The organism is Azospirillum sp., from assembly GCF_035627195.1.
Classification (GTDB): Bacteria; Pseudomonadota; Alphaproteobacteria; order Azospirillales; family Azospirillaceae; genus Azospirillum.
Genome location: NZ_DASPMG010000073.1, coordinates 1 through 21290 on the forward strand (window position 1 = coordinate 1; position 21290 = coordinate 21290).

Sequence of the window (21290 nt, forward strand, 5' to 3'; positions counted from 1 at the left end):
GCTGCCGTCGGTCGCGCGGTCCACCAGCCGCGCCATGGACTGCGCGGTGGCCAGCATCTGCGAGGAGGCCGACGCGATGGTCTCCGCCACCCGGCCGACGCTATTCTCCAGGTCGTCGGCGACGTGGCGGACGGTGGCGCCGCGCTCGGCCTCCGACCGGCGGCGCAGCACCTCCTGCTCGGCCCGCAGCGCCTCGTTCTCCTCCGCCTGCCGCTTGAACACGGCGACGGCGCGGGCCATCTCGCCCACCTCGTCGCCGCGGCCAACATTCGGCACGTCCTGCCCCAGGTCGCCCTGCGCCAGCGCGCCCATGGCCTTGGTCAGCGCGTGCAGCGGGTTGGAGATGCCGCGCGCCATCAGCCACGCCAGCCCCAGCCCCACCGCCAGCACCCCGCCGCCGATGGCGAGCGCGGTGGCGCGGGCGGCGCGGTACTGGGCCGCGTACTCGCCCGCGTCCATGACGATCTCCACCACCGCGGCCGGCTTGCCGGAATAATCGGCCATGGCGGCGACCAGCGCCGTGTGCGGCACCCCGTGCTTCTCGGCCCGGCGAATCTGCCGCTCGCCGGCCAGCGCGGCGCGGCGCGCCGCGTCGTCGGCGACCAGGTCGGCGTCGGTGGCGGCCAGCATCTTCAGGCGGCCGTCCTTGTCCTCGACGAACACGGCGGCGTCGACGCCGAAGCACTGCTTGAACTCGTCGACGAAGGCGCGGCTGAAGTCCATGCCGAACTCGACGCTGCCCAGGTGCCGGCCGGCCTGCGCCACGGGCACCACGGCGCGCACGCCCAGGCCACCCACGCCCTTCTCAAGCCCCACCACCGCAGCCTTCTTCGCATTGGCCTCCAGAACCGTGAAGCGGAACGACGACAGATCGTCGCCGAACTTCTGCGGCATGTGCAGGCGCAGGAAGGAGGTGGCGGGCGGGCGGTGGAACTGGAACTGCTCGACGCCGTAGCCGGCCTTCACCGCCTCGAACGGCGGCAGGAACATGGCCTTCAGCCGGTCGCGGCCCTCGCCGTCGGATGCGGCGAAGGCGTCGCGCGCATCGGGCATGGCGGCCACGAAGGCGGCCATGGCCGCCCCCGTTCCGGCGCGCATCTGGGTGACGGCGTTCAGCGCCCGCAGGTGGCCGTCCAGCTCGCGCTCCTCCGCGCGCTGGGTGGCGCGCGACAGGCTGCCGAGCATCACCGGAACCAGCACCGCGACCGCCAGCATCAGCAGCGTGGCGAACGCGAGGGCGACCCGCATCTTGATGGAAAGCTTGGCGAACATGGACCCCTCCCTTCCGCGCCGCGCTGGCGGCCGGCGTCTCCGAGGGTCCGGAGGCGTCAAGAAATCGTCCTGTTCGGACTTTGCGCCTTTCGCTCAAAAGCGGTCCTGCGGATTGCGAATGGCAGAGACGGTGCGAAAGCCTGCGGCACGGTGTCGCTTCGATTGCGAAGCATCATGGACGGGAACAATCGCCCGCCTCGCCTGTCGTGCACGGTCGGAACGAGCACGGAGGGCACCATGCGCGCGATTCTCGCGGCCGCCACGGCGGCCCTTCTGCTGTCGACGACGGCGGTATCGGCCCAGCAGGGCCGCACCGGAAACGACCCGGCGAACCCCGACCACTGGGACGTCGTCCCCACCACCGAACTGATCGGCAAGACGGTCATGCACCGGTACGAGAACCGCCCGGTGGGCACGGTGCGCAGCATCGTGAACGGCGAAGGCGGCACGCCGATGCTGGCCGTCCGGCTGGCCGAGGGCGACCGCACCGTGCTGCTCGGCCCCGCCGACGTGGAGCGCCGGGGCGAGCGCATCCAGCTGATGCTGGAGCCCGAACGCCTCGCCGGCCTGCCGAACTACACCGGCCCGGCGACCTCGGGCAGCAGCCAGTGATGCGCGGCTGACGGCGAACCGTTCACGCCACCGGCTGCACGCCCACCACGGTCTCGTCGACCAGCCAGTCGACGACCTTGGCCAGGGCTTCCCAGCCGGTGGCGCCGGCCTCCAGCGCCTCGCGGTAGATCGCCACCTGCCGGTGGGCGCTGCTGCCGCGCTTCAGGATGTCGCGGGCGTTCTCCACCTCGGCCACGCAGCCGAAATGCTCGGCATCCTCGCGCACCAGCTCCAGCAATTCCTCCAGCAGGTCGGGGTACGGGATGATGGCGCCGCGCCCGAAATCCACCAGACCGTCGTCGAAGCCGTAGCGCTGGGCGCGCCAGCGGTTCTCGCCGATGAACAGGTTCTTGTATGGCCGCCACGTCACGTTCTTCAGCTTGAGGCGCCAGAGCATGCGCATCAGGCAGACGTACATGGCGGCGATGGTCACCGCGTCGTCCAGGCGGGTGCAGACGTCGGTGATGCGCATCTCCAGCGTCGGGAAGCGCGAGGACGGGCGGATGTCCCACCACAGCTTGCTGGCGTCCTCGATCACGCCGGTGCGCACCAGACCGTTCACGTGGGCGAGGTATTCGCCGTAGCTTTCGAAGGACTCCGGCATGCCGGTGCGCGGCAGCTCATGCCACACCGACAGGCGGTAGGACTTGCGCTCCATGTCCCGCCCCCGCCAGAAGGGCGAGGAGGTGGACAGCGCCAGCAGGTGCGGCAGGAAGTAGCGGATCTGGTTCATCAGGTCGATCCGCAGGTCGTCGTCCTCGATGCCCACGTGCACATGCATGCCGCAGATCATCAGCCGCCGCGCCGGCGCCCCCAGGTCGCGCGCCAGCATGTTGTAGCGGTCGCGGTTGGTGTGCTTCTGCGGCTCCCACGCGGCGAACGGGTGGGTGGAGGCGGCGATGGGGGCAAGGCCGTGCGCGTCGGCCACCCCGGCCACGGTGCCGCGCAGCCGCGCCAGCTCCGCCCGCGCCTCCTGCACCGTCCTGCAGACAGGGGTGCCCACCTCGATCTGGCAGCGCAGGAACTCGGGGTGGATCTGGCCGGGCGCCTTGTCCTGGCAGGCGGCCAGCATGGCGTCCGGCGGCGACTGGACGATGTCACGCGTGCCGCGGTCGACGAGCAGGTACTCTTCCTCGATACCGATGGTGAAGCCGGGTTCCGGCATGCGCTCACTCCCGCGGATGCATCTCGATGCGATAGAGATTGGGGTCGGCCAGGATCGGCACCAGCGCGTCGCCCAGGACCTGCGCCCACTGTGCGCAACCCTCGGGCGTGGCGATCAGGTCCTGCCGCACCTCGATCAGAACGTTGGGCAGGCCGGCCGGCGTGGCGTGCGTCTCCACCGTGCCGCCCAGCGTGTTGCGGCCCGAATAGGGCTCGTTGTCGCCCACCACCCAACGGCCGTCGGCGCGCAGCCGCTCGATCAGCGGGATGGGGATTCGCGGGTCGTGGTCCCACAGCACGCCGACGTGCCAGGGCCGCTGCACGCCGCGCATCTCCGGCGTGAAGCTGTGGATCGACAGCAGCGCCGGCACCTGCCCCTGCGCGCGCTTGCCGGCGATCACGGCGGCCACGGCGTCGTGGTAGGGGGTGAAGAAGGCCTCCACGCGCCGCCGCGTGTCCTCGGCGTCCAGCGCGCGGTTGCCGGGAACGACCACGTCGTCGCTGACCACCGGGACGGCCGTCGAATCCTCCAGCGCGCGGTTGAGGTCGATGATGAGGCGTGAATAGCCGGACAGCACGGCGGGGGCCGCAAAGCGCGCGGACAACAGCCGGGTCACCTCCGCCGCGCCGATGTCGTAGGCGATGTGCCGGGCGAACTGCTCCTCCCCCAGGCCCAGCCGGTCCAGCGACCGGGGCACGGCCGGCGAGGCGTGGTCGCACACCAGCACCACCGGTGCGCGGCCCTGCGCGTTGAGGACGCTGACCGGCGGCGGGTCGTCCGGCCCGATCAGCGGCGGCAGGGGCGCCGCGCGCGGCGGCGTCGGCCCGCCGACGGGCCTCTCATGCTCTGACGGTCGACAGGGAGAGCGCAGGGTCATCACGGGACTGTAACGCAAGGGAACCGGAGGGCGGAAGACGGCTAGCGGGCGTAGCCAACCTCCGGCAACAGGCGACGGCGGCCCGCGTTCTGCAACGGTGCCATGACGGCGCCGCCGGTGGCGATGGTTCGCGGGGCCAGCTATAAGCGGACCATGCCCGACGCCAGCTCCCCCACCGCCGCCGCCCTCCTCGCCGATGCCCAGCGGGTGCAGCGCGTCGCGCTGATCGCGCTGCTGGCCGGCGCCGTCGGCATCGCCTTCTCGCCGATCTTCGTGCGCCTGTCGGAACTGGGGCCGACCGCCACCGCCTTCTGGCGCGTCGCCTTCGCCGTTCCGGCGCTGGCCGCCTGGATCCGGCTGGAGCCGAGGAGCACCCGCAGCCGCCCGCCGTCGACGCGCGGCGACTACCTGCGCCTCACCGCCGTCGGGCTGTTCTTCGCCGGCGACCTGGCGTTCTGGCACTGGTCGATCAAGTTCACCTCCGTCGCCAACGCCACGCTGCTCGCCAACTTCGCGCCGATCTTCGTGACGCTGGTCGCCTGGCTGGTCTTCAAGGAGCGCTTCTCGCGCACCTTCGTGCTGGGCTTGGCGCTCGCCATCGGCGGTGCCGTGGTGCTGATGGGGCGCAGCCTGCACGTCAGCACGGACGCGCTGTTCGGCGACGCGCTGGGCCTGATCACCGCCATGTTCTACGGCGGCTACATCCTGGCCGTGGGCAAGCTGCGGGCCGAGTTCTCCACCGCCACCATCATGACGTGGAGCGGTGTGGTCACCGCCGTGGCGCTGCTGCCCATCGCTGTCGTGTCGGGGGAAAGCCTGATCGCCTCCACCGCGTCCGGCTGGGGCGTGCTGCTGGCGCTGGCGCTGTTCAGCCATGCCGGCGGGCAGAGCCTGATCGCCTACGCGCTCGCGCACCTGCCGGCGGCCTTTTCCTCGGTCAGCCTGCTGCTGCAGCCGGCCGCCGCCGCCGTGCTGGCCTGGGTGCTGCTGGGCGAGCCGCTGGGCCCCTGGCAAGCGGTGGGCGCCGTGGTGGTGCTGGCCGGCATCCTGCTGGCGCGCCGCGGCAGCCGTTAGCCGTTGACCGTCGGGCGGCAGTTGTGTTGACGCTCAACGCCCGCGCGAGTACTGCTAAAGTATGACGGAAGACCGGAGAGCCAGCGTGTCCGATGAAGCCCCCGCCACAGCGCCCGATCCGACCCGGCGCGTGTCGGAGTGGGTGGCCGAGCAGCTCCTCGACCGCATCTCGCGCGGCGATCTGGTGCCCGGCCAGCGCCTGCCGGGCGAGCGTCAGCTGGCCGAGCAGCTGAACGTCTCCCGCGTCTCCGTGCGCGCGGCGTTGCAGAAACTGAAGACGCAGGGCTTCCTCACCGCCGTGCAGGGCGGCGGCACGCGCATCGTCTCCTCCGCCGGGGCCATGGACGCGGCGCTGACCGAAATGGTCCGCGTCAAGGTCGAGAACCTCTACGACCTCGTCGAGATCCGCATCGCGCTGGAGACCTGGGCCGCCCGCCGCGCCGCCGCGCACGGCAGCGACGGCGACATCGCCGCCATCGGGCGCATCGTCTCGGTGATGGACAAGCCCGGCCGCGACCGTACCGCCGACGACTTCGACTTCCACGTCGCCATCGGCCGCGCCGCCGGCAGCCCGGTGTACCTGCACATCCTCTCCACCATCCGCGACACGCTGGGCCAGATGGTGGAGTTCCACCACTCCCCGCCCTTCGCCGAGGGGCAGGAGGAGATGATGCTGAACCACCACCGTGCCATCTACGAGGCCATATCCCGGCGCGAGCCCGACGCCGCGGCCGAGGAAATCCGCCGGCACCTGACCTGGATCCTGGAACGCTACCAGCAGATCCGCCAAGCCCGCCCCGCCGGCGAAAACGCGCCGGCCTAGTTCCCACAGGCATCGTTCCGGCCTGCGAATCGGGCCGCCGATTCGCCGCTTCCGGCGTTCGCGCCGGGAGAAGCCCCGGCTGTGTTACCGCCCCGTAACATGCGAGAAGGCGTTGAAAAAACACGCTTAACGGTCGTTAACCTTTGATCGCTTGACAGAAGGTGGTGGTTGATCCCCTAAAGAGCGCTGTCTTTCGGAGTAACACCCTCGACCGGAACCCGGTCTGGCGCTGATGGGGGCTTCATGAACGACGAGTGTGGGCAGTCGAATCCGGCACCGGTTGTCGGCCGACGGGACCTTCTGCGTCTGGGTATTGGTGCCGCGGCTGCGGCGACGATCCTGCAGCCCGCCGAATCCCTGGCGATGATCAAGGCGCCGCCGCGGCAACTGTCCATGCTCAACCTCCACACGGGCGAGCGTGTCACGGCCGAGTACTGGTCGAAGGGCCGCTACGTCCGCGACGCGGTGCAGGCGATCAACCGCGTGCTGCGCGACCACCGCACGGGCGCGGTGCACGCCATCGACCCGAAGCTCCTGGACGTCCTGCACCAGATCCACCGCCGCACCGGTGGCCGCGGGCCGATCCACATCATCTCCGGTTACCGCTCGCCCGAAACCAACGCGGCGCTCCGCGAGGCGGACGGCGACGGCGTGGCGCAGTTCAGCTACCACATGCAGGGCAAGGCCATCGACCTGCGCATCCCCGGCATGCCGCTGCGCCAGCTGCACAAGCTGGCGCTCAGCCTGCGCGCCGGCGGCGTGGGCTACTACCCGCACAGCAACTTCGTGCACGTCGACACCGGCCCGCTGCGCAAGTGGCACGGGGCCTGAGCGGCATCCACCGCCCCCTCCCCATCCCTCAGTGCCCCATCCCTCAATGATCGAAGTGCAGCTTCAGCACCTGCTCGCCGTTCTGCGTGCCGGTGCGCGCGCGGCTGGCGAGCTGGGACAGCATGTAGCTGGACAGCCGGTGCAGCGCGTCGTCGGATTCCAGCATCTCCTCGTGTGAGGGCGCGGCGCTGGCCAGCGTCAGCGGCTGGCCCGTGTAGCGGATCTCGGTGTCCACCCCGTACTCGTCGAACGCCACCTCGATGGCGATGCGGGTCTGCGGCTGCGCCAGATGCGGCAGCAGCTCGGTCAGTTCCGCGAAAGCGTGCATCACCTTGTCCCAAACGTCGCGCCGCGCACCCCATTCGGCACCCTGGCGTTCCAGCGGGTCGTGCAGGTCGCGCAACGCGCCGGAGCCCGGGAAGGCGTACTGCACGCGCTTGTGAACGCCGATGCGGAACAGCAGGTTCAGCAGCAACGCCGTGCCGATCGCCAGCACCATGGACGAGCCCAGCACCGGCTGCAGCGCGGCCGGCGCCTCGTTGAACAGGTGCGGGTACATGTCGCGCGACAACCCGATGATCAGCGACAGGCCGATGACCACGATCTTCCGGCTGTCCATCAGACGCGACAGGATGACCTGAAGCCCGTTCATGACGATGAAGGTGCCGGAGAACACCAGCGCCGCCCCCATCACGGCCCGCGGCATGGCGCCCAGCACGTCCAGCGCCTGCGGCACGAAGGCCAGCACGATCAGCACGCCGCCGGTGGCGAAGCCGACGACGCGCGCCGTGATCCCCGTCGCTACCGACAGGCCGATGCTCCCCGAAAAGGTGTTCAGCCCGACCGTGCCCAGAACGCCGCACAGCACGGTGCCGATGCCGTCGGCCAGCACGCCGCCGCGGATCGTCGTCATGTCCGGGCGCTGCCATTCGGTGTCGTTGATCTTCTGGCAGGTCGTCAGGTCGCCCACCGCGCGCAACGTGCAGGCGATGGCGCCGATCCCGAAGGCGAGCGCCAGCCCGAAGTCGAAGCTCGGCCACATGTCGGCCGGCGTCGGAATGCTGAACGGCGTGCGCCCGACGGCGGCGGTCATGCGCCCGACGTCCAGCATGCCCATCGCCCACGCCAGCGCATAGCCGGCCGCCATCCCGACCAGCACGCAGAACAGCCGCAGCTTGCCCTTCGACCAGATGTTCAGCCCGATCATGATGCCCAGCGTGGTCCCGCCCAGCAGCAGCCCGCGCAACGCCACGGATGGCGGCGGCGGCTCGCCGTGCGCGTCGACGCCGAAGATCAGGCGGAAGCCCAGCAGCCCCAGCACGACGCCGATCATGGCGACGGCGAAGCCGGCGATCTCCGCCGGCAGATAGGGCCGCAGCCGGTGCAGCACGCGCGATAGCAGGATCTCGCACAGGCCCGCGAAGATGGTCATGCCCAGCACCAGCGACAGCCCTCCGATCTTCGCCGCCTGGATGCTGGACGGCAGGTAGGCCGCCGTGAACACCGCCGGCGCCAGGAAGCCCGATCCGACAGGCCCCAGGCGCGCGCCCTGGAGCGCCGTGGTGATGCCCAGCGCCAGCATCGATACCGCCAGCGTGTCGCGCACCTGCGACGGGTCCGCCCCGGCGGCGGCCAGCACCAGCAGTGGGAAGACCGCGCCGATGCCGGCGACCATCGCCGCGTGCTGCAGCCCGCTCAACAGCGTCACGCCCAGCGGCGGAACGTCGTTGAGCCCGTACAGCAGGTTGGATGGCCGCGACATGTCCTGTTCTCCCGATCGTTCGTCGACTCTCTGTGCCCCGGCGCCGCCGGCCTACCCCGTCGGGCGCCGGCCTTACGCCCGACGCGCGGTTGCCGCGCGGGCGAAGGCTTCCCAAGCTTTTCGCATGACACGCGCACAGACGCCACTGCGGCTCGTCGCCGCCGCCATCCTTGTCACGCTGTTGGCCGCGCTGGGCGCCTCGCCCGCCGCGGCCCGGCAGGACGACACCCGCCTGGACGAGCTGTTCCGCCAGCTCCGCACCGCCCCCGGCGACGAGGCGGCGCAGGCGGTGGAGACGCAGATCTGGCTGATCTGGCTCGACCACCCCGGCGCCGACGTGCTGGCGATGATGCGCGACGGCGTGCGCCGCCTGCACGAGGACGACGTCGAACAGGCGCTCGTCCTGTTCGACGCGGTGGTGGCGGAGGCGCCGGACTACGCGGAGGGCTGGAACCGCCGGGCCAACGCGCACTATCTGGTCGGCGACTACGCCGCCGCGGTCGACGACATCCGCCGCACGCTGGCGCTGGAGCCGCGCCATTTCGGGGCGCTCGTCGGCCTGGGCCTCGTCTACACGGCGGTGGAGCAGCCGGCCGAGGCGCTGAGGGCGTTCGAGGCGGCGCTGGCCATCAACCCGCACCTGCCGCGCGCCCGCGAACGCGCCGCCCAGATCCGCCAGACGCTCGCCGGCCAGCCGCTGTAATCCACCTCGACAACGTGCAATTTCCTTCAAGACCGGCCGGTGCCGCCACCGCTACGCTCCTTCCCGACCACACCAGGGCCTAACACACCAGGGCCTAAACACCAGGGGAGGAGCGGATGGGCGGATACGTGCACGGCTATTCGGCGCGCGAGGCGGAGCGGCTGGCCGATCAGGCGACCATCCTTCGCCCGCTGCTGCACGGCGATACGAGCTTTCCGCCCGGCACGCGCGTGCTGGAACCCGGCTGCGGCACCGGCATGCAGACGCAGGCCCTGCTGGCCGGCAGCCCCGGCATCGACCTCACCTGTCTGGACGTGGACGCCGGCCAGTTGGCGCGCGCCCGCGCCCGGCTGGGCGAGCGGGCGGCGGCCGTCGCGTTCCGCCAGGGCGACTTGCTGAACGCCCCCTTCCCGCCCGCCAGCTTCGACGCCGCCTTCGTCTGCTTCCTGCTGGAGCACCTGACACGCCCGGTGGATGCGCTGGCCACGCTGCGACGGCTGGTGCGGCCCGGCGGCTCCATCGTGGTGGTGGAGGGCGACCACGGCTCCTGCCGCTTCCACCCGGAAACGCCCGCGGCCATGGCGGCATGGAGCGCGCTGGTGACCTGCCAGCGCCGCCTGGGCGGCGATCCGGACATCGGCCGGCGACTGTACGGCCTGCTCGCCGAGGCCGGCTTCGCCGACATCGTGGTGGAGCCGCGCATGGTCTATGCCGACGCCGGCCGTCCGGCGTTGCGCGACGGCTTCGTGCGCCGCATCATCGTGCCGATGGTGGACGGCGTGCGGGAGGCGGCGCTGACGGCCGGGCTGCTCGACGCTTCGGCGTGGGCGCGCGGCCTCGCCGATCTCGACGCCACGGCGGAGGGTCCGGAGGGCGCCTTCTGCTACACCTTCTTCAAGGCGACGGCGCGCGTGCCGGAGGAGTGAGCGGCGTGCAGGACGGCATGCGGGACGGCGGTGACCGGGTCGAGTTGCGGCGGCTGCCCCGGGTGATGGGCGGGCTGGAGGTGCTGCGCGCGGACTTCCGGCGCAGCAGCTTCGCGCCGCACTTCCACGACGATTACACGGTGGGCCTGATCACCCGCGGCGCCAACCGCTTCCGCTACCGGCGCCAGCGCGTGGTGGCACCGTTGGGCACCCTGTGCCTCGCCGATCCGGGCGAGGTGCACACCGGCGACGTGCAGGAGGGCGGTTGGTCGTACTGGAGCGTCCACATTCCCCCATCGGCCCTCGCCGCACTGGCCGCCGAACTGGACGGGCCGGGGGACACGGCGCCGGACTTCGCCACCGGCGTGATCGACGACGCCGAGGCGGTGCGGCGCTTCGCGGCCTTCTTCCAGGCGCTGCACGCCGCCGCCCCGGCGCTCGCCGTCGAGGTGCGGGCGGTGGAGGCGCTGGCCCACCTGATCGGCCGGCACGCCGCCCACCATCCCGCACGCCCGCCGGCCGCCGGCGACGCCGCCCTGGCGCGGCGCGCGCGCGACCTGCTGGCGGCGCGCGCGGCCGAGCCGGTCTCCCTGGCGGAACTCGAAGCGGCGACCGGGGCCGGGCGCTACCGCCTGATCCGCGCCTTCCGCGCGGCCTACGGCATGCCGCCCTGCGCGTGGCAGACGCAACGGCGCCTGATCACGGCACGCGCGCTGATCGGCGCCGGCCAACCGATCGCCGACGCGGCGGCGGCCACCGGCTTCGCCGACCAGGCGCACCTGACGCGTCTGTTCAAGCGCAGCTTCGGCTACACGCCGGGTGCATTCCTGCGGGTTTGGGGAATGGCGGCCCCCTCGTCCTGAACGGCGTCCTGAACGGCGTCCAGAACCGCGTCCGTCCGGCGCTGCGCCAGTTCGCAGCGGATGAGGATGGAACCCGAAAGGATCTGCCGGCAGCGCGTGCTGTCCGGTTCGTTCAGCAGTTCCATCCGGTTGCGCTGGAGAGTGGTGCGCAACGCTCCCATGGCCCAGCCGCGCAGCATGCGCCGTTTGCCGGCGACATCGCTGGCGTCCTGAAAGTCCACAAGGAAAGCAGGGGTCGTCGTCATTGGCAGCACAAACACAACGGGAAACGGTGCACCAGTAAAACATAGCAGCGGCATCCATGTTCCGCGCCTGGGCTTTCGTCCGGTTCCGCTTTGCCAGAGAAGAACTTCCCTGCACCGACGTCATACGACGTGCGGTTGAGGGTTCGACTCACGCCGCCACGTCGCCCGCCCGGCACCCGGCCAACGGGACGGTGACCGTGAAGACGGAACCATCCCCCACCGTCGACTGCACCTCGACCGGATGGCCGAGGAGGTGGGCCAGCCGCCGCACGATGGACAGGCCGAGGCCCAGCCCATGCCGGCCCGCACCCCGCCCGTCGTCAACCTGATGGAACTCCTCGAAGATGCGGTCCAGGCTGTCGGGCGGGATGCCCACGCCGGTGTCGCGCACCGAAATGCGGACCTGCGGCCCGTCGACACAGGCGTGCACGGACACCTGTCCCGTCTCCGTGTAGCGGAAGGCGTTCTCCACGAGGTTGCGCAGGATGCGGCCGAGCAGGACCGGATCGCTGCGCACCACGGAACCGCCGGTGACGTGCCAGCCCAGCCCCTTGCGCTGGGCGATCGGGGCGTAGGTGGCGTTCAGCTGGTCCAGCAGGTCACCCAGCGCGATGTCCTCCGGCTGCGGGGTGATGGCGCCGCCGTCCAGGCGCGACATGTCGAGCAGGCTGTCCAGCAGGCTCTTCAGCGTCTCCAGGCTGTGCTGGAGGAAGTGCAGCATCTCCCGCCCCTGTTCGGTGGCGATGTGCGCGCTGAGCGCGGAGGAGAACAGCAGCATGGACTGCACCGGCTGGCGCAGGTCGTGGCTGGCGACGGCCAGCAGCTTCGACTTCGCCTCGTTGGCGCTTTCCGCCTCGTCCCGGGCGTGGGCCAGCTCGCGGCGCGTCTTCTCCAGGTCGGTCATGTCCATGGCGATGCCGTCCCACACGACGGTGCCGTCCTCGCGCCGGTGCGGCGAGGCCAGCGTGCGGATGTGGCCGATGCGGCCGTCCGGCATTGGGATCTGCATCTGCAGGTCGAACGGCTCCAGCGTCTCCGCGGAACGGCGCAACGCCTCCAGCCACTTGGCCTGCTCCGTTTCGGGAAGGCGGTTGCCGACCACCGACCACGGCTTCCAGCCCAGCCCCTCCTCGACTTCCGCACCCAGCAGCGCCTTGGCGTTGCGGCTGAGGTAGGTGTAGCCCATGGACCCGTCGGGACGCAGTTCGCGGCGGTAGATGGCGCCGGGGAAGTTGGCGGCGATGTCGCCCAGGCGCTGTTCCAGTTCCTGCTCCGCCCGCACGGCCAGCAGTTTCTGCTCGGCCGCGTGGCGGCGGCGCAGCGCGGTCAGCAGCATGGCCATCAGCAGCACGGCTGCCGCCACCGCCGCGGCACCGCCGATCCAGGTCGAACGGCGCAGGAACTGGTACGGCCCCTCCACGACGGTGATGGGTGCACCGACGCCGACCTGCCACTGGCTGCCGGTCACCGGCAGGAAGCCGCTGTAGGCGGGGACGCCGTCGCGGCTGATGGTCCGGAAGATACGCCCCTCCTGCCGCGTCAGTTCAGCCCGATACGCCGCCGGCAGGGGCGTGCCAGTGAGCCGGTCGGCGCCCCGGGTGCGGCCGATGAAGGTGTGGTTGCGGTCCCACAGCGCCAGGACCCACCCCTCCGGCGGGCGGGCGCCGATCAGCAGGCGGGTGAAGATGTCCGGCCGGACGAAGGTGGCCAGCGTGTATTTGACGGCTCCGTCGCGCAGCACCGGCACGCGGATGGGCATGGCGTAACCGCCCGCATAGGACAGCAGGTCGCCCACCGTCGCCTGTCTGGTGCGCAGCACCGTCTCCAGAGTGTGGGGATCGACGATGGGCGGCAGGTCGTGGCCGGGCGGCACCAGCAGATTCAGGAGCTGCCGCTCGTGGTCGGTGACGATCAGCGTCAGCCAGTGCTCATGGGCCCGGAACACCCGCCGCGCGTGCTCGCGGAACGCCATCAGGTCATCACCGTCGAGCGCCGGGGACGCCGCCAGGCTCTCCAGCGCCGAGCGGTCGTTGTTGACCTGCTGGACCACGTCCTCCGCGGCGGCGCTGACGGTCTGCCACAGCAGCGCCTCGATGGCACGCTCCTGCTGACGGTTGAGGAGCACGAGGATGACGGCGGCAAACGCCAGGAGCGGCACCAGCACCCCCACGGCAAGGGTCAGAAGGCCCCAGCGTGGGAGTGCTTCGCGGTGCGTCGAGGATGTGCCCCTTCCTGTTCCGGCAGACCGAACCGTCATACCCCAGTATGGTTTAGAGGCTCTTTGGCTTGCCAGCGGAAAGTTTGCACCACAAACTTTTTCGCGCCCCCGGCCCGCCCGCTCAGCTCTCGACCCAGGCGATGCGCAGGATGTTGGTGTTGCCCGGCGTCCCGAACGGCACGCCCGCGGTGATGACGAGGCGCTGCCCCTCGTCCGCGATGCCGTCGGCGTACGCGATGCTTGCGGCTTTGCGCACCATTTCCGAGAAGTTGTCGATATCGGCGGTGTGCACGCTGTGCACGCCGTAGGCGACGACGAGGCGCCGCGCCGTCTCCATGCTCGACGTCAGGCACAGGATCGGCACCTCCGGCCGCTCGCGCGCGGCGCGCAGCGTCGTCGAGCCCGAGGTGGTGTAGGTCACGATCGCCGCCGCCTCCACCGTGTGCGCCACCTGGCGCGCCGCCGCGGTGATGGCGTCGGCGGCGGTGTGCTGCGGGTCGGGGTGCTGGGCGTCCATGATGGTGCGGTACAACGGGTCCTGTTCCACCCGGCGCGCGATGCGGTCCATGATCGACACCGCCTCGATCGGATAGGCGCCGGCCGCCGTCTCGGCCGACAGCATCACCGCGTCGGCGCCGTCGTACACGGCGGTCGCCACGTCCGACGCCTCGGCGCGCGTCGGCGCCGGGCTGGAGACCATGGATTCGAGCATCTGCGTGGCGACGATCACCGGCTTGCCGGCAATGCGCGATTCGCGGACGATGCGCTTCTGCAAGGACGGCACGTCCTCCGCCGGCATCTCCACGCCCAGGTCGCCGCGCGCCACCATGATGCCGTCCGACAGTTCGATGATGCCGTCCAGGTGCTGGATGGCCGACGGCTTCTCCAGCTTGGACAGCAGCGCCGCCCGGCCGGAGATCAGCTTGCGCGCCTCGGCCACGTCGTCGGGCCGCTGCACGAAGCTCAAGGCCACCCAGTCCACGCCCAGGCTCAGGGCGAAGTCCAAGTCGACGCGGTCCTTCTCGGTCAACGGCGACAGCGGCAGCACCACGCCCGGCACATTGACGCCCTTGCGGTCGGACAGGCGGGTGCCCGACACCACCACCGTGTCGGCGTGTTCCGGCCCGCAGTCGACGACGCGCAGCCGCACGCGGCCGTCGTCCAGCAGCAGCTCGGCCTCCGGCTCCAGGGCCGCAAAGATCTCGGGGTGCGGCATGCCCACGCGGTTGGCGTCGCCCGGCGTGCGCGACAGGTCCAGACGGAACTTCTGCCCGGCCTGCAGCGTGATCGGGCCGTTGGCGAAGGTGGCGATGCGCAGCTTCGGGCCCTGCAGGTCGGCCATCACGCCGATGGGGCGGCCGGTCTCCTCCTCCAGCGCGCGGATGGCGCGCAGGCGCTCGCCGTGGTCCTCGTGGCTGCCGTGGCTGAAGTTCAGGCGGAAGACGTCGACCCCGGCCTCGAACAGGGCGCGGATCATCTCCGGCGTCGAGGAGGCCGGGCCCAGCGTGGCGACGACCTTGGTCAGGCGGAAGCGGCGGTACGGGCTGCCTTTGCGTTTCATCGTTCCTGTATCCTGATCGGCTGCCGGAGAATGCACGGGCTCAATTCGGGGGCTCAACAGGGCGCGCCGGCACATGGCCGCGCATCGATTCCATGGAATGGGGCTCCATGGAATGGGGTTCCGTGGAATGGAATCGGCATTCCCGCGTCACCTCGGCGGTACGGCTGGCTTTTCCGGGCGGAAGGCCCGCCAATCACCTGAACGGTTCGCCCCCGAATGTCAACGCCCGGTCGGGTAGGTTTCCATGACCTTCCCACCAAAGCACGACCGTCAGCCGCGCGCGTCGGCCACCTTCTGCCCGGCCATGGCCTTGCGGGCCAACAGCTCCAGGAACTCCCCGTCGCGGCCATAGATGTCCTCGCGGAACTGAAGCGTGCCGGCGGCATCCACCCAGGCGGTCTGGTAGAGGATGTGGACGGACACCGGCGCCTTCAGCACCACGGTCTTCGTCTCCCCCTTCTCAAGCTGCGCCTGCCGGCGCTCGGCCGGCCAGTCGGGGATGCCGGACAGCACGAAGTCGGCCAGATCCAGCGGCCTGCCGACCCGCACGCACCCCGAGGAGAAGGTGCGCACCGTCTTGTCGAACTTCTCGCGGCTCGGCGTGTCGTGCAGGTAGACGTCGAAGCCGTTGGGGATGTTGAACTTCACCTGCCCCAGCGCGTTCTGCGGCCCCGGATCCTGACGCAGCCGCAGCCTGCCGATGCCCGTCCCCAGCGCTTTCCAGTCGATGCGCCCGGCGTCCAACGGGCGGGCGTCCGACGACCAGCCGGAATAGACGGTGAAGCCGTGGCTCTTCGGGTAGCCGGGATCCCTGATGAACTTCGCCAGATAGTCCTCCTTGGCCAGCTTCACCGGCACCGTCCACGTCGGGTTGAGGACGACGGAGGTGATCTGGCTGGAGAGGATCGGCGTGCGCCGCACCTTGGTGCCGACGATGACCCGCATGTCGTGCACGACGGTGCCGCCGTCCACCGCCTTCAGCGTGAAGTCCGGCACGTTGACCAGCACGTGGCGGGCGCCGAAGCTGTCCGGCAGCCAGCGCAGGCGTTCCAGGTTGGCGACGGCCTGTCCGATGCGCTCCCCCACCGGCACGTTCAGCGCCGCGATGGTGGTGGCGCCGACCACGCCGTCCACGAACAGCCCATGGCGCGCCTGGAACCGCTCCACCGCCTTGCGCAGCGCGGGATCGTAGACCTCCGACGCGGCGGCCTTGGCGTCCGGCTTGCCGTCGAACTCGCCGGTAACGGCGAGGCGCTTGCGCAACGCCTTCACCGCCGGATCGCGCATGCCGGGCTCCAGCTTCGCCGCGCGCGGCGCGGGCACCAGCGGCCAGCCGCCGGCCGCCTCCAGCGCGCGCAGGCGCTTCAGCGCGTCCTTGAGCGCCACATAGTCCGGCCGTGCCGGGGCAAGGGCCGCCAGCGCCGCGCCCGCGTCCTCGGCCGCTGAGACGGCGGCGGCGAGCGCCGGGGCGTCGACGGTCGGCGGCGTCACCTCGGCGAAGTCGCCGCTGATCGTCTTCGGCGCCAAGCGGCCGGCGCGCACGTGCGCGGCATAGCGCATCACCGCGTCGGACAGCAGCAGTTCCAGTTCCGCCCGATCCTTCTCGCCGACGCCGTCCAGGCGCTGGGCGATGGCGTCGGCGTGGTAGTCGGCGACCGACAGGCCGTCCGCGTCGGCGCCGCGCAGGCCCGCCAGCACGGCGCGGGCGGACGCCTTGACCGCCGCGTCGTCGGTCCCGTCGTCAATCCAGGCTGGCGCGAAGGCGCGCGGCGTGTAGAAGCGGCGGAGCCGGTCCAGGTCCACCGTCCGCCCGGCCACCGCGCGTGACTCCTCGGCCAGCCGCCGGGCCAGCACCCCGGCGAAGCCCTCCGGCAGGGGCGCCGGTACGGCTTCCGGTGCTGCCTCCGGCGCCATCACGACCGGTGCTTCGGGTTCGGCAAGCACCGGCGCCTCCGGCACCGCGGCCTGGACGCCGGCCGGCAGCAGGAGGGAGAGCAGCAGCAAGCGCGCGAAGCGGGTCATGGCATGGCCTTCCGGTTTGCCGGGATCGCCGGTTTGTTGGGATCGCCGGCTGTTGGGATCGATAGTCCATCGTCCCGGACGGCGTCCAGAATGTGTTCCCCAAATGCCGCAGGCTGTGACAAGTGGGCAACATCATTGAGACCAGTATCGCGCAAGAATGCTTTCGGCACCGTTTAGCCTTCGGTAACAAATCCGAGCACATAGTTGCGGTAGTGCAAACGGCCGCTACGACGTGAATCCGTGTCGACGCAGACCGCCTTCCTATCCTCTCCCGCTTCTCCACTGCGGCCCGAGCAACTTGCCGAGGTCCTCGACCGGCATATGCGCTGGGTCAAGGGGCTGCCGGGCGGTGCGCGCGCCAATCTGGCGCTGGCCGACCTGGAGGGGATGGACCTCGCCCACCGTGACCTTCGTGCCGCACGCCTCATCGGCGCGCGGCTGGTGAAGTGCCGCCTGCACGCCACCAACCTCGCCGGCGCCGACCTCTTCGGCGTCGACCTGTACGAGGCCGACGTCAGCCGGGCCAACCTGTCGCAGACCGACCTGCGCGGGGCGCGCCTGCGCGCCGCCGACGTCAGCGAGGCGAACCTGCGCGGCGCCGACCTGTCCGCCGGCTCGCCCGGCGCCAGCCACACCGCGCGCGCCGAGAAGGACGCCGTCCAGCTCGCCTTCCGCCAGGCCGTGCTGGACCGCATCGGCCACACGGCGCGCAGCGCGTCGAACGGCGTGGTGACCGACCTGACCGGCGCCACGCTGCGCAAGGCGGTGCTGACGGAAGCCGACCTCAGCGACAGCATCCTCCAGAACGCCGACCTGTGCGGTGCCATTCTGGTGAACACCAACCTGACCAACTCGCGGCTGAACGGTGCCAACCTGGAGGGGGCCAACCTCGCTGGCGCCATCTTCCGCAACGCCGATCTGGTGGGCACGCGCTTCGCCGACTGCGACCTCAGCCTCGCCGACCTCGGCGGCGCGCTGATGGCCAAGCCGATCGACAACCTGGGCTCGGAGATCCAGCGCGCCATCTTCGACCACGAGCGCTGGATCGACAGCTTCGGCCAGCGCGGGGAACGGGCGGAGCTGGACGGCGCCGACCTCAGCCGCGCCGACCTGCGCGGCGTGAACCTCAGCGCGGCGTCGCTGCGCGGCGCCAACCTCGCCGGCGCCTCGCTGGCCGGGGCGCGGCTGATCATGGCCGACCTGTCCGGCGCCAACCTGGAGGGCGCCAACCTGATCGGCGCCGACCTGTCCGGTGCCAACCTCAGCCACTCCCGCCTCGCCGAGGCCGACCTGACCGCCGTGCGCTTGTGCCCGGCCGAGATCAAGGATCCCAGCGGGAAGCCCACTGGCCGCTCCTGGGCCGCCAACCTGATGGGGTCCGACCTCAGCCGCGCGCATCTGTGCGGCGCCAGCCTCGTACAGGCCAACCTCAGCGACGCCAACCTGGACGGCACCGCCCTGGAAGGCGCCGACCTGGCCGGCGCCAAGCTTCTGCGCACCCAGCTGTCGCAAGCCCCACGGCGGCGCTGAAAGCACGCCCTCCACATCTTTCCGGTTGCATTCGTATGCGGCTTCCCTGAAACCTGCGGGAAGTTTCGACCGATCTATGCGACCGTGGCGTGAAACGGCTAGCCCTCGCCCTGCTGCTCCTGGCCGCCGGCCCTGCGCTCGCCGATGGCCTGCCCGCTTCGCTGTCCGACTGGGGCGGCGCCGGGCTGCTGCAGACCCCCACCGCCCGCATGCTGCCGGAGGGCACCTACCACGCCGGATATGGCGCACTGGGTGACGTGCACCGCCACATCACGGTCGGCGCGCAGTTGCTGCCCTGGCTGGAGGTCACGGTGCGCGAGACGCTGTTCCCCAGCTGGTACGGCATTCCGGAGCCCGGCGTCGACCTGAAGCTGCGCCTGTTGCGCGAGGGCGAGTGGTGGCCGGCGGTGGCGGTCGGCGGGCGCGACGTCACCGGTGCTGGCTTCGACCTGCCGGGCAAGGGCCGCTTCGCGGGGGAGTACGTGGTGCTGTCCCGGCGCTTCTGGAACGTGGACGCCAGCCTTGGCATCGGTTGGGGGCGGCTGGGCGGCTACGGGCACCTGCCCAACCCGCTGCGCCTGCTGGGCGGGCGCTTCCGCCGCGACCGCGACCCGTACGACCCGAAGAGCCGCGGGCCGAAGGCGTGGTTCTCAGGCCGCGACGTCGGCCTGTTCGGCGGGCTGGAGTGGCACACCCCCATCGACGGGCTGAGCGTCAAGCTGGAATACAGCGCCGACAGCTTCCGCTCCGAACAGCAGGACGACTGGGCCTTCGTGCCGGGCCTGCCGTTCAACGCCGGCCTCGCCTACCGCCCCTGGCCGTGGCTCGACCTCGGGCTCGGCGTCGAGCAGGGGCACCGGGCGATGCTGCGCTTCGCCGTGCGCTTCGACGGCAAGGAACACGAGGAGGACAAGCCGCCCCCGCCGCCACGCGTCGGTCCCGCGCCGTCCGCCGGTGCCGCCGCCAGCCGCGACCTGATGGCGGAGGCGCGCAGCGCCGGCCTGCCTGTCCGCGCCGCCGCCGGCAACACGCTGTGGATCGAACCCTCGTACGAGGAGCCGGCGGCCCGCACGGTGGGGCGCGCCGCGCGCATCCTGGCCGACGGGGCGCCGCCGGACGCCGATGCGATCACCGTCGCCACCGCCGCGCGCGGGCTGGACGGCGTCGCCGTCATCGTGCAGCGGCGCGCCGTACGGCAGGCCGCCAACCGGCGCGGCAGCCCGGAGGAAATCTGGCAAAGCGCCCGCCTCGACCCGGCCCCCGAACCACCCGCGTGGCCCGTGCGGTGGGACTTCACCCTGCGCCCGACTCTGGAGCAGAGCCTGTTCGAGCAGGGCTATCCGTTGGCATGGCGCGCCTACACCGACGCCGCGCTGGCGGTGGAGCCCTGGCGGGGCGTCGTGTTCGGCGGCGGCATCCGTGCCAACCACGGCAGCACGCTGGGCATGCTGGACGCCGAGGTTCTGCCGTCGCCGGAGCCGGTGCGCAGCGACGTGGCGTGGTACGCCCTGCCCCGCCTGAACCTGGAACACCTGCACGTCACGTGGCTGACCACCCCGGCGCCGCAGTGGCACGCGCGGCTGTCGGCCGGCGCCCTGGAGGAGATGTTCGCCGGCTTCAGCGGCGAGGTGCTGTACCGCCCGGTGCCGGCGCGCTGGGCGCTCGGCCTCGACGTCAATCGCGTGTGGAAGCGCCCGCCCGGCGATCCGCTGCGCGTGTGGACGCACACCGGCACCACCACCGGGCACGCCAGCCTGTACCTGGAAGCACCGGGCGCCGCCGTGACGGGGGCCTTGCGGCTCGGCCGCTACCTGGGCGGCGACTGGGGCGGCACGGTGGAACTGGCGCACCGCTTCGGCAACGGCGTGCGGATCGCCGCGCACGCCACCTGGACCGAGGGGCCGGACCGTGGCCAAAGCCGGCTGGGCGGCCGGCTGGAGCAGGGGCTGGTGCTGACGATCCCGCTGGGCGCCGCCGGCTTCCTGCCGCCGGGCAGCGCCGCCGAGGTGGCGACCCGCACGCTGGGCCGCGACGCCGGACAGCGGCTGCGAGCGCCGCTGCCACTGTGGGACGTGCTCGCCCCCGCCGGAAGCGGGCGGCTGACCGGGACATGGGGGCGGCTGATGGAGTGATCGGGAAGCCCTCTCCCACCCCCTCTCCCATGCGGGGAGAGGGGCTTTCCGACCGGGAGAAGGCTGAACCGGAGACGTTACCGCGCCGAGCTGATGGCGCCGGTGCTCGGGTCCATCTGCACCGTGACCCAGTTGCCGGTCTGGTCCATGGCGGTGGCGACATAGCGGTCGCCATCCTTGCGGAAGTCGCGCACGGCGCGGAAGCCGGCGGCGCTGAAGCTGTTCAGCAGCGAGGTCTGCATCAGCTCCATGTTGTTCTGGCCGCGGCCGCGCCGGTCGGACAATTCGGAGCGGTCGACCTGCATCATCACGCCGCTGCCGGCCGTGCCGCTGCCCATGCCGCTGCCCATGCCGGGAGACGTGACGACCGGGCCGGACTGCGGGCTGGTGGTGCTGCCGTAGGTGCTGCTGCCATACGTGCCGCCCGCCGTGCCGCTCGGGGTGCGCGTGCCCGGCGACAGCCGGTCGATGTTGGTCGTGCCGCGCTCCATGCTCTCCACCGCCGGGTTCTCGCTGGGCAGGCCGGAGCCGGTGCTCATGCGCGGCGTGCCGCGCGGGTCGCCGCCGTCGGTGCGCGTGTTCATCTGCGCCATCGCAATGGGCGCCACCGCCATCACGGCGGCGAAGGCGGCAACGGTAAGTGTGCGTTTCATAGGTTCAGTCCTCCCCATGCA

18 protein-coding genes are annotated in these 21290 nt (G+C 71.4%); 9 read left to right on the forward strand and 9 right to left on the reverse strand.

Going from position 1 to position 21290, the window contains the following annotated elements; all coding sequences use genetic code 11:
* On the reverse strand, positions 1-1272 hold a 1272-nt coding region (locus tag VED21_RS06145; protein ID WP_324881441.1), incomplete at its 3' end, for a cache domain-containing protein.
* A gap of 237 nt (positions 1273-1509) precedes the next feature.
* Here VED21_RS06145 and VED21_RS06150 point away from each other — a divergent pair.
* Positions 1510-1884 (forward strand): hypothetical protein, encoded by a 375-nt coding sequence (locus VED21_RS06150; RefSeq protein ID WP_324881442.1) that lies wholly within the window; start codon positions 1510-1512, stop codon positions 1882-1884.
* A gap of 22 nt (positions 1885-1906) precedes the next feature.
* On the opposite strand, the gene VED21_RS06155 is transcribed toward VED21_RS06150, so the two are convergent.
* Together VED21_RS06155 and VED21_RS06160 are read right to left on the reverse strand one after the other, a co-directional pair.
* Positions 1907-3049 (reverse strand): carboxylate-amine ligase, encoded by a 1143-nt coding sequence (locus tag VED21_RS06155; protein ID WP_324881443.1) that lies wholly within the window; start codon positions 3047-3049, stop codon positions 1907-1909.
* A 4-nt stretch (positions 3050-3053) separates the two neighbouring features.
* Positions 3054-3926: an N-formylglutamate amidohydrolase gene (locus VED21_RS06160; RefSeq protein WP_324881444.1), complete on the reverse strand. Its 873-nt coding sequence runs from the start codon at positions 3924-3926 to the stop codon at positions 3054-3056.
* A 153-nt stretch (positions 3927-4079) separates the two neighbouring features.
* On the opposite strand from VED21_RS06160, the gene VED21_RS06165 reads away from it, so the two are divergent.
* The 3 genes from VED21_RS06165 to VED21_RS06175 all read left to right on the forward strand — a co-directional run bounded on the left by VED21_RS06165 (position 4080) and on the right by VED21_RS06175 (position 6654).
* A complete protein-coding gene (locus VED21_RS06165; protein ID WP_324881445.1) occupies positions 4080-5000 on the forward strand; it encodes a DMT family transporter in 921 nt (306 codons plus the stop codon).
* Positions 5001-5085: 85 nt separating this feature from the next.
* Positions 5086-5823 (forward strand): FadR/GntR family transcriptional regulator, encoded by a 738-nt coding sequence (locus VED21_RS06170; protein ID WP_324881446.1) that lies wholly within the window; start codon positions 5086-5088, stop codon positions 5821-5823.
* Between the two features lie 243 nt (positions 5824-6066).
* Positions 6067-6654, forward strand: coding sequence for a DUF882 domain-containing protein (locus VED21_RS06175; protein WP_324881447.1), 588 nt, complete (start codon positions 6067-6069; stop codon positions 6652-6654).
* Between the two features lie 43 nt (positions 6655-6697).
* Here VED21_RS06175 and VED21_RS06180 read toward each other — a convergent pair whose 3' ends face one another.
* Positions 6698-8416 (reverse strand): uracil-xanthine permease family protein, encoded by a 1719-nt coding sequence (locus VED21_RS06180; RefSeq protein WP_324881448.1) that lies wholly within the window; start codon positions 8414-8416, stop codon positions 6698-6700.
* Positions 8417-8540: 124 nt separating this feature from the next.
* On the opposite strand from VED21_RS06180, the gene VED21_RS06185 reads away from it, so the two are divergent.
* From VED21_RS06185 to VED21_RS06195, 3 genes are all read left to right on the forward strand, one after another.
* On the forward strand, positions 8541-9119 hold the full coding sequence (locus tag VED21_RS06185) for a tetratricopeptide repeat protein (protein WP_324881449.1): 579 nt from the start codon (positions 8541-8543) through the stop codon (positions 9117-9119).
* Positions 9120-9235: 116 nt separating this feature from the next.
* Complete coding sequence (locus VED21_RS06190) at positions 9236-10045, forward strand: methyltransferase domain-containing protein (protein ID WP_324881450.1); 810 nt, start codon at positions 9236-9238, stop codon at positions 10043-10045.
* Between the two features lie 5 nt (positions 10046-10050).
* Positions 10051-10908 (forward strand): AraC family transcriptional regulator, encoded by an 858-nt coding sequence (locus VED21_RS06195; RefSeq protein ID WP_324881451.1) that lies wholly within the window; start codon positions 10051-10053, stop codon positions 10906-10908.
* On the opposite strand, the gene VED21_RS06200 is transcribed toward VED21_RS06195, so the two are convergent.
* The 4 genes from VED21_RS06200 to VED21_RS06215 form a co-directional block, all read right to left on the reverse strand.
* Positions 10854-11207 carry a hypothetical protein gene (locus VED21_RS06200; protein WP_324881452.1) on the reverse strand — a complete coding sequence of 118 codons (354 nt, stop codon included), beginning with the start codon at positions 11205-11207 and terminating at the stop codon, positions 10854-10856. The two genes, VED21_RS06195 and VED21_RS06200, sit on opposite strands and share 55 nt — an antisense overlap.
* Positions 11208-11301: 94 nt before the next feature.
* The gene (locus VED21_RS06205; protein ID WP_324881453.1) at positions 11302-13311 is read right to left on the reverse strand and encodes an ATP-binding protein; all 2010 of its coding nucleotides are present in this window, start codon (positions 13309-13311) and stop codon (positions 11302-11304) included.
* A gap of 181 nt (positions 13312-13492) precedes the next feature.
* On the reverse strand, positions 13493-14932 hold the full coding sequence (pyk, locus tag VED21_RS06210) for a pyruvate kinase (protein ID WP_324881454.1): 1440 nt from the start codon (positions 14930-14932) through the stop codon (positions 13493-13495).
* A 270-nt stretch (positions 14933-15202) separates the two neighbouring features.
* Positions 15203-16954: a L,D-transpeptidase family protein gene (locus VED21_RS06215; protein ID WP_324881455.1), complete on the reverse strand. Its 1752-nt coding sequence runs from the start codon at positions 16952-16954 to the stop codon at positions 15203-15205.
* Between the two features lie 240 nt (positions 16955-17194).
* Between VED21_RS06215 and VED21_RS06220 the strand changes: the two genes are divergently transcribed.
* Positions 17195-18484, forward strand: a complete 1290-nt coding sequence (locus tag VED21_RS06220) for a pentapeptide repeat-containing protein (RefSeq protein WP_324881456.1) — start codon at positions 17195-17197, stop codon at positions 18482-18484.
* A gap of 89 nt (positions 18485-18573) precedes the next feature.
* Entirely contained in the window at positions 18574-20616 is a 2043-nt protein-coding gene (locus VED21_RS06225) for a YjbH domain-containing protein (protein WP_324881457.1), read from the forward strand.
* 77 nt (positions 20617-20693) lie between these two features.
* On the opposite strand, the gene VED21_RS06230 is transcribed toward VED21_RS06225, so the two are convergent.
* A complete protein-coding gene (locus tag VED21_RS06230) occupies positions 20694-21269 on the reverse strand; it encodes a hypothetical protein (RefSeq protein WP_324881458.1) in 576 nt (191 codons plus the stop codon).
* Positions 21270-21290: the final 21 nt, after the last annotated feature.